This is a genomic window from Stenotrophomonas maltophilia group sp. RNC7, from assembly GCF_030910085.1.
Taxonomy (GTDB): Bacteria; Pseudomonadota; Gammaproteobacteria; order Xanthomonadales; family Xanthomonadaceae; genus Stenotrophomonas; species Stenotrophomonas sepilia.
On the sequence record NZ_JAVFVN010000164.1, the window covers coordinates 21,666 to 28,582 of the forward strand.

The following is a 6,917-nucleotide window of genomic DNA, read 5'->3' on the forward strand; positions in this document are numbered from 1 at the left end:
GCGGTCGCGCCGGGTCGAAAGGCCCGGCGCGACATCGGCAGGCTCAGCCGCCGCGCAGGTTGCCCAGGCGCGGGGTGCTGCGGCCCAGCGGCATCTTCAGCTTGCCGATCGACAGGATACGGCTTTCGGCGATGCGGTCGGCTGCCCGCTGCGGCGCGATGTTCTCGCGTTGCGACAGTTCGAAGATGCGGGTGAGGTTGTGGTAGATGCTGCGGATCAGGCGCATCGCGCGTTCGCGGTTGTAGCCATCGATCTCCAGCGACACGTTCATCACGCCGCCCGCGTTGACCGCGTAGTCAGGTGCATACAGGATGCCGCGCGCATGCAGTTCATCGCCGATTTCCAGGCTCGCCAGCTGGTTGTTGGCGGTACCGCAGATGATCTTCGCCTTGATCCGCGGCAGGGTGTCGGCGTTGATCGCGCCTTCCAGCGCGCACGGTGCGAACACATCGGCGTTCACTTCGTGGATCTCGTCCGGCTTGACCGCTTCGGCGCCGAAATCGCTGACCGCGCGATCAACCAGCGCGCTGTCCAGGTCGGTGACATACAGTTTGGCGCCGCGATCGCGCAGCAGCTTGACCAGCTCCATGCCGATGTGGCCCAGGCCCTGCACTGCGATGCTGGTCTTGCCCACTTCCTCATGGCCGAACTTGAAGCGCATCGCCGCCATCAGCGCCTGCAGCGCACCGTAGGCGGTGAACGGGGCCGGATCGCCGGAGCCGCCATGGACCTGGTGCACGCCGGTCACGAACTGGCTCTCCAGGTAGATGTTCTCCATGTCGTTGACGTCGGTACCGACGTCCTCGGCGGTGATGTAGCGCCCTCCCAGCGAGTCGACATAACGGCCGAAGGCGCGGAACAGTACTTCAGTCTTGTCCACCTTCGGGTCGCCGATGATCACCGCCTTGCCACCACCGACGTTGAGGCCGGCCAGCGCATTCTTGTAGGTCATCGTCCGGCTCAGCCGCAGCACGTCGGCCAGCGCCTCGTCGGTGCTGGCATACGGACGCATGCGCACGCCGCCCAGGGCCGGGCCCAGGGTGGTGTTGTGGATGGCGATGATCGCCTGCAGGCCGGCATCGTGGTTGTGGCAGAACACCACTTGTTCGTGGCCGGTGGTGGCGAGGGTTTCGAATAGCATGGCGTCTCCGATGGCGCGAACAGCGGCGAACTGCAGCGAACGGCCAGTGAACGGTAGGGTCCCAAAACAAAAAAAGCGACGTCGTCATGGCTGGGGGACGGGTCGCGCGGCGCCATTCTAGTCCATTCCCCCGGCCGGTGCCGTCGACATCGCATGCCTTGCAGTTAAAGAAGATGAAAATGCGGCCGATGCTGCGACGACGGCGGGTGGCCGGATTCGCGTGAAGAGGCAGGCGGTCAGTGACGGCAAGGGCACCACAACGACAGGGCAGGCGGCGATGACAGCGGCCTGGTGGCGATCGCTGCGCGGCTGGCTGGCGCGTTCGACCGGGGCGGCACCGTCGCGGCTGGTTGCTGCGTCCCGCCAGGCGGTGGCCGCCGCAGCGGCGAGCCTGCAGGGCGAGGCGCTGCCCCCGGCCGAGATCGCTGCACATCTGCAACGTGGCCTGCATGCGCTGGCCCTGTACCCGCGTCTGGCCGGTGAATCCACGCCGGTGCAGGCCGCAGGGCTGGGCGAGGCGGTGGCGCGCGCGCTGCAGGACCGCAACTGGGCGGCCAGGCAGCTGCCCCGCCGGCCGCAACTGCTGCCGCAGCTGATCCAGACCGTCAACGACGATGCCGCCTCAGCGCGGGTGATGGCCGCGATCATCGGCCAGGACCCGGTACTGACCAGCAACCTGCTGCGCATCGCCAACAGCCCGGCCTACAAGGTGCATGAGCGCCCGGTTGAAAGCCTGCAGCGGGCGGTGACACTGGTGGGTACCGAAGGCGTGCGGCAGATCATCAGCGCGGTACTGGTGCAGCCGGTGATGCAGGTGCAGTGCGAAGTGTTCCCGCAGTTCAGCGCGATCATCTGGGAGCACGCGCTGCTGGCCTCGCGCGTGGCCGCCGATCACGCACGTACGGTCACCTTCGGTGATGCCTTCGCTGCGCAGTGGCTGGGCCTGGTGCAGGGACTGGGCGCGTCACTGGTAATGCGCCAGCTGCTGCAGGAAGCGCAGGCCCGCGGCGAGGCCGTGGAGCCGGCGTTGGCCCTGCAGCTGCTGCAGCAGTGGTCGTTACCGTTGGCGCAGCGGGTGGCCGCCGCATGGGAGCTGCCTGAGCCGGTTCACCAGGCCCTGGCGGTGGATGCAGAAGGGGCGCTGGCCGACAGCCTGCGCCTGGCCAGCGCCGCCGCAGCGGCCAGCCTGTTGTGCCGCCATGGGCATGCCAGCCAGAGCCGCATGCTGGCGCTGCTGGAGCAGCTGCCTTCAGCGCCGCCGCATGCATTGCGCTGGATCTGGCGGCGCCTGCATGGGCGCAGCGTGGAAACGCTGGATGAGGCCGGACAGGACCAGGCCGGCCCGGCGGCCTGAGTGCTACAGCTGCGATTCGACAGGCAGCCAGCTGATCACCCGCGACAGCCAGCGTTTGCGCGCCGTTGCCCCTGGCTCGGCCTCGACCCAGTTCGGTGGCGGCTCGCGCTCCAGCCAGCGCAACCGGCCACGGTCGTCCAGCGCCAGCCACCAGCTGTGCCTGGGGCCTGCCAGGCGCAGGTACTCATCGCGCAGCCGCGCCCCCAGCACCGGGTCGTCGAACAGTACGCCCATTTCGGTGTTGAGGTAGGCCGAGCGCGGGTCGAGGTTGAACGAGCCGACGAAGCCGCGGCGGTCGTCGACCACGAACGCCTTGGTGTGCAGGCTCGCGCCGCTGCTGCCGAACATGCCGGCATCGCCGGACTGACCCTGCGCCTTCAGTTCGTACAGGTGGACGCCCGCTTCGAGCAACGGCACGCGGTAGCTCATGTAGCCGCCGTGCACGGCGGCGACGTCGTTGGCAGCCAGTGAGTTGGTCACCACGCCGATCTGCACGCCCCGCCCGGCCATGGCCGAAAAGCCATCCAGGCCTTCGTTGCCTGGCACGAAGTAGGGCGAGATCAACAACGTTTTGTGCCGGGCGGCCTGCAGCTCGCTGATCAGGGTCGACACCAGCCAGGCAGCGCGATCATCCCTGCGATGCTTCAGCGGCGGGTCCGAGACGATGCGCACTGCACTGCTCCAGTGCAATGGCTCGGGACTCGGGCGCTGCCGCTGGCGTGATTCGGCCACGCGCGCGAGGTAGGGCCGGGCCACGTCCCGCTGCGCCTCATGATCCGATTCGCGCACCAGCAGGCGCAGCTGCGCATCGGTATGGAAGGCAAGCGCGGATACCGGAATGGCGGCCTCGCTGTTCCAGTAGTCGTCGAAGATCCGGTTGGCCTGCTCCACGGCAGGGCCGGCGACCAGCAGGTCCAGATCCTGGAAGTTCACATCGGTGCGCGCGCTGAAGTACTCCTCGCCGATGTTGCGGCCACCGACGATCGCGACGCGGCCATCGGCGATCCAGCTCTTGTTGTGCATGCGGTGGTTCACGCTGAAGAAGCGTTGCACCATCTCCACCATGCGCAGGATGCCGGTCCGGTTGCGGAACGGGTTGTAGAGGCGGATTTCAATGTTGGGGTGCCGGTCCAGCGCCATCATCAGCGCGTCCTTGTCCTTGGCATTCATGTCATCGAGCAGGATGCGCACGCGCACACCGCGCTCGGCGGCGTCATGCAGCGCCTTGGCCATCAGGTGGCCGATCAGGTCGTCGTGCCAGATGTAGTACTGCAGGTCCAGGCTGCGGCCAGCGTGCGCGGTGATCATCGCGCGCGCGGCGAAGGCATCCATGCCATCACTGAGGAACGCTACGCCTGATTGCCCGGGATGCGCGTCCTGCAGCGGCACGATCTGCTGGTCGATGCGGGTCTGCGCCGGCTGCAGTGGCAGTACATGCGAGGGCGCGCCCTGTGCCTGTGGCGTGAGATGGTCGGCCAGCAGCAGCCCGGACAGGACCAGCAGCAACAGCGCGGCGAGGATGATTGCAGCGACGCGCAACAGGCGTCGCCACAGGGGCATGGGCAGGCTCATGCCTCGATGGTAGATCCACGCCCTGCGTGAAGGAATGCCTGCAGGATCGATAGGGCATCAGCGCGCTTGCCTTCGGCAACGGATCCGACCCCGGGGGCGTCACAATGGGGGCGGACCCGTTTCCGCAGGAAAGGGCCCTGACCCGCAGGCCTCAGAACCGCTCGTCGCTGCCCAGGTAACGCCACTGCGCCGGCGGCAGCGGCCCCAATGCCACGCGGCCGATGCGCAGTCGGCGCACGGCCAGCACCTGCAGCCCGGCGGCGGTCACCGCCACGCGCAGGCCCTTGGCGGTCAGCCCCTTGCCGGCAAAGCGCAGGCGCTGCTCGCTTTGCCAGCTGACCTTGGCGCCGCCGGATTCCTGCTGCAGCCGCGCCAGCAGCCACGGTCCTCGCTCGGGGCCGCCTTCGGCCACTTCGATCAGGTATTCCTGTTCGGTGCGGCCCAGATTGCGCTGTAGATGGGCCAGCGTGGCCGGATCCTGGCTGACCACCACCAGGCCGCTGTCGCTGGCCGGAAGCGCAGCGGCCAGCTGCAGGCCGTGGAAATGGCGCTGCAACGGACGGATGTCGCTGGCATCAAGTTCGCTGCGGCTGTCACTGCTGACCAGCGCACACAGGGTCTCAGCAGCAACGCCGGCCGGCTTGTGCAGCAGCATGCTGACCCGCTCGGCCTTTTCATCGCTGGCCTGCTCGGCCACGACGATCAGCACGCTGTCATCGACCGGGCGCTGCGGCTGTTCCACCACTTCGCCGTTGACCGTGACCCAGCCGCCTTCGATATAGCGCCGCGCTTCGCCGCGGGGGATGCCGAGCAGGGCGGACAGGCGTTTGTCGAGACGGATCGGTTCCATGGCGGGCAGGTCGGGCAGGGGGCGCGCAGTGTAGCTGCTGCGGCCGGTCAGCGCTGGCTGCGGTTGGCCAGCTCGGTCAGGTACAGACGGGTATCGAACTCCAGCTGCAGGTAATCCGGTTCCATGTGTTGGCACAACTGGTAGAAGGCCTTGTTGTGGTCGGCTTCCTTCAGGTGGGCCAGCTCATGCACCACGATCATGCGCAGGAACGCCGCTGGCGCCTGGCGGAATACCGTAGCGATGCGGATCTCGCGGCTGGCCTTGAGGCGGCTGCCGTGCACGCGGGAAATGGCGGTATGCGTACCCAGCGCGTGCTTGATCACTTCCAGGGTGTTGTCGTAGCAGACCTTGTTGAGTGGCACCGACTTGCGCAGGTAGCGGTCCTTCAGCTCCTGGGTGTAGTCGTACAGCTGGCGGTCGCTGCGCACCTCGTGCGGGTCGGGATAGCGCTGCTGCAGCCAGGGGCCGAGCTTGCCCTGCGCCAGCAGTTCGCTGACCTGGGCGACCAGGGGTTCGGGGTAGCCGGTGAGGTACTTCAGGACTGCCATGCAGGGGCGGCGGGGCGTCGGTAGAATGGAAGCATCCAAGATTACACGCGGTACGTACCGACCATGGCAAAGCCCAACGCGCTGCAGGAACAATTGCTCAAGGCCGGTCTGGCCAAGAAGTCGCAGGCCAGCGCCGCCGCGCGGGAGCAGGCCAAGGCCCGGCAGGGCAAGGCCGAATCGGCCTCGGCCGAGGTCCAGCGTGAGGCTGAACGTGCCCGTGCCGAGAAGGTCGAGCGCGACCGTGCGCTGGCCGCCGAGCGCAATGCCCAGGCCAGGCAGGCGGAACAGAAGGCGCAGGCGAAGCAGATCATCGCGGCCCATGCAGTGCCCCACAAGGGCGATGACGAGTATCGCTTCAGCGATGGCGCGGCGATCCGCACCCTGCTGATCGACCCCAAGCTGCGCAAGGCGCTGTCGGTGGGCGTGCTGGTCATCGTCGCCAATGGCGAGGGTCACGCCCTGCTGCCGCGCGCCGCCGCCGAGAAGGTACGCGAGCGGACCCCGGAGGCGATCATCGTCGACCACGGCCAGCCGGGCTCGACCGCCGAGATCTCCACCGGCAACGCCGAGGACGACGCCTACTACGCCCAGTTCCAGGTGCCGGACGACCTGATCTGGTAAGCAAAAAGGGGACGGAGGGGATTAAGTCGCAATCGGCTTGATCGTACCCATCCGCGCTCTGTTCGTCTTCCTGAAGAGCAGCCGAGCGTGGCTCGGCTCTACATTAAGGCGTGCCTTTTTGCCGGGGTGTATTGTCTCCATATCAGGCGACACACCTGCGGAGGATGGCCATGGCTACCGGTTGGGCGGGAGACGGCGCGGTCCAGGACCAGATCGACGCCACCGTCGACGATGCGATCGCCCGCGCGCGGCGCCAGCTGCGCGAGGGCCCGGGTCTGGAGCACTGTGAGGAATGCGGCGCGCCGATCCCGTTGGCGCGGCGCCAGGCCGTGCCCGGTGTCCGGCTGTGCGTGGCGTGCCAGCAGGCGCATGACGACGAAGAACAGGCGCATGCCGGCTACAACCGGCGTGGCAGCAAGGACAGCCAGTTGAGGTAAAGGTTGTTCGGCAGGGCTGCGCCCTGCACCTGCTTGGAGCAACGGCAACGGCAACGGCAACGGCAAAAGCGTGCGATCCGAGGGATGGCGGGGCGGGTCCGATTGAGGGGGACGCTGCAAGTACGTCCATGTAAGCTCGGTCGCCGCATCCATGCGGCTCACGCCCCCTCAACCGGACCCACCCCGCCTTCGACAGATTTCCGCGATCTGTCCGTTCTTCTGTAGAGCCGAGCCATGCTCGGCTCAAATCATTCCGATATCGAAATTTTCGATTTCGATGGAAATTTATCCACGCATGGCGGGATCTACCCGATCGCGGAAATCTGTCGGAGGTGGGGCGGTGTCGGAGTGCGGGGTGTCAGCCGCATGGGCCCGAGGCATGCCTCGGGCGGGT

Annotated in this window: 7 protein-coding genes; 3 read left to right on the forward strand and 4 right to left on the reverse strand. The window is 67.3% G+C overall.

The annotated features are described in order from the left end of the window. Window positions 1-43 precede the first annotated feature (43 nt). Complete coding sequence (locus RCF13_RS02245; protein WP_049413064.1) at window positions 44-1,141, reverse strand: Glu/Leu/Phe/Val dehydrogenase dimerization domain-containing protein; 1,098 nt, start codon at window positions 1,139-1,141, stop codon at window positions 44-46. A 277-nt stretch (window positions 1,142-1,418) separates the two neighbouring features. On the opposite strand from RCF13_RS02245, the gene RCF13_RS02250 reads away from it, so the two are divergent. Further along, entirely contained in the window at window positions 1,419-2,495 is a 1,077-nt protein-coding gene (locus RCF13_RS02250) for an HDOD domain-containing protein (RefSeq protein ID WP_308140791.1), read from the forward strand. 3 nt (window positions 2,496-2,498) lie between these two features. Here the strand turns inward: RCF13_RS02250 and RCF13_RS02255 are convergent, their stop codons facing one another. The 3 genes from RCF13_RS02255 to RCF13_RS02265 form a co-directional block, all read right to left on the reverse strand. Continuing rightward, window positions 2,499-4,055 carry a phospholipase D family protein gene (locus RCF13_RS02255; RefSeq protein WP_231352240.1) on the reverse strand — a complete coding sequence of 519 codons (1,557 nt, stop codon included), beginning with the start codon at window positions 4,053-4,055 and terminating at the stop codon, window positions 2,499-2,501. 163 nt (window positions 4,056-4,218) lie between these two features. Next, window positions 4,219-4,917 (reverse strand): RNA pseudouridine synthase, encoded by a 699-nt coding sequence (locus RCF13_RS02260; protein ID WP_231352239.1) that lies wholly within the window; start codon window positions 4,915-4,917, stop codon window positions 4,219-4,221. A 47-nt stretch (window positions 4,918-4,964) separates the two neighbouring features. Next, window positions 4,965-5,465: a M48 family metallopeptidase gene (locus RCF13_RS02265; protein WP_049414246.1), complete on the reverse strand. Its 501-nt coding sequence runs from the start codon at window positions 5,463-5,465 to the stop codon at window positions 4,965-4,967. A 63-nt stretch (window positions 5,466-5,528) separates the two neighbouring features. Between RCF13_RS02265 and RCF13_RS02270 the strand changes: the two genes are divergently transcribed. Then, window positions 5,529-6,086 carry a DUF2058 domain-containing protein gene (locus tag RCF13_RS02270; protein WP_134969447.1) on the forward strand — a complete coding sequence of 186 codons (558 nt, stop codon included), beginning with the start codon at window positions 5,529-5,531 and terminating at the stop codon, window positions 6,084-6,086. Between the two features lie 170 nt (window positions 6,087-6,256). Beyond that, a complete protein-coding gene (locus RCF13_RS02275; protein WP_061479821.1) occupies window positions 6,257-6,523 on the forward strand; it encodes a DksA/TraR family C4-type zinc finger protein in 267 nt (88 codons plus the stop codon). Window positions 6,524-6,917: the final 394 nt, after the last annotated feature.

Bases quoted from the DNA above. Each gene is read 5' to 3' on its own strand.
- RCF13_RS02245 (WP_049413064.1), bottom strand. From the start codon at position 1,141: ATGCTATTCGAAACCCTCGCCACCACCGGCCACGAACAAGTGGTGTTC.
- RCF13_RS02250 (WP_308140791.1), top strand. From the start codon at position 1,419: ATGACAGCGGCCTGGTGGCGATCGCTGCGCGGCTGGCTGGCGCGTTCG.
- RCF13_RS02255 (WP_231352240.1), bottom strand. From the start codon at position 4,055: ATGCCCCTGTGGCGACGCCTGTTGCGCGTCGCTGCAATCATCCTCGCC.
- RCF13_RS02260 (WP_231352239.1), bottom strand. From the start codon at position 4,917: ATGGAACCGATCCGTCTCGACAAACGCCTGTCCGCCCTGCTCGGCATC.
- RCF13_RS02265 (WP_049414246.1), bottom strand. From the start codon at position 5,465: ATGGCAGTCCTGAAGTACCTCACCGGCTACCCCGAACCCCTGGTCGCC.
- RCF13_RS02270 (WP_134969447.1), top strand. From the start codon at position 5,529: ATGGCAAAGCCCAACGCGCTGCAGGAACAATTGCTCAAGGCCGGTCTG.
- RCF13_RS02275 (WP_061479821.1), top strand. From the start codon at position 6,257: ATGGCTACCGGTTGGGCGGGAGACGGCGCGGTCCAGGACCAGATCGAC.